The organism is Thiolapillus sp., from assembly GCF_048562965.1.
GTDB lineage: Bacteria > Pseudomonadota > Gammaproteobacteria > Chromatiales > Chromatiaceae > Thiolapillus > Thiolapillus brandeum_A.
The window spans coordinates 1-522 of the sequence record NZ_JBHNMF010001664.1; the positions used below are offsets into that span (position 1 = coordinate 1).

General features: G+C 51.9%; 1 protein-coding gene. It reads right to left on the reverse strand.

The window, feature by feature from the left end; translation table 11 throughout:
• Positions 1-80: 80 nt before the first annotated feature.
• A complete protein-coding gene (locus tag ACOCD2_RS26105) occupies positions 81-389 on the reverse strand; it encodes a mechanosensitive ion channel domain-containing protein (protein WP_293650539.1) in 309 nt (102 codons plus the stop codon).
• Between the last annotated feature and the right edge of the window lie 133 nt (positions 390-522).

A 522-nucleotide genomic window follows, 5' to 3' on the forward strand; every position in this document is an offset into this window, starting at 1 on the left:
AGGCTTCCGCAATAAAGAGCGGTTTGCCAATGCCATTTACTTCCATCTCGGCGGGTTGGATCTTTACCCTGATGGGATTACTAGATGATGGGCGCCCACTCAATCAGGGGAAGAGCCGTCTGCGTGGGGAAGGCAAATTCCAGCCCGGCCTCATTGAAGCGGCGGAGAATCTCCAGGTTTATCTGGGTCTGTACACCAAACACACTCTGACCTTTCCTGATGTAATAGATGAAGCGGATGTTCAGGGCAAAATCATTGAACGCGGTAAATGCCGTCACCACCCGCTCTTCCAGATTCTCATTGTCTGCCGCGATATCACGGAGAATATCCATGGCCTGCTGCATACGTTCATGAGAAGTATCATAGGTCAAACCGAGATCCAGCGTCATCTTGCGGCTGGGTCAAGCGTGTCTTCGGCCTCGTGATAGATTTTGGGACATCCCAGTCCCCAAAATCGACTCGGCCTTTGACAACCTATTTGTGCCCCAGCCGTCCTGGTCACCAAGCACTACGCAACAACTT

Bases quoted from the DNA above. Each gene is read 5' to 3' on its own strand.
- ACOCD2_RS26105 (WP_293650539.1), bottom strand. From the start codon at position 389: ATGACGCTGGATCTCGGTTTGACCTATGATACTTCTCATGAACGTATG.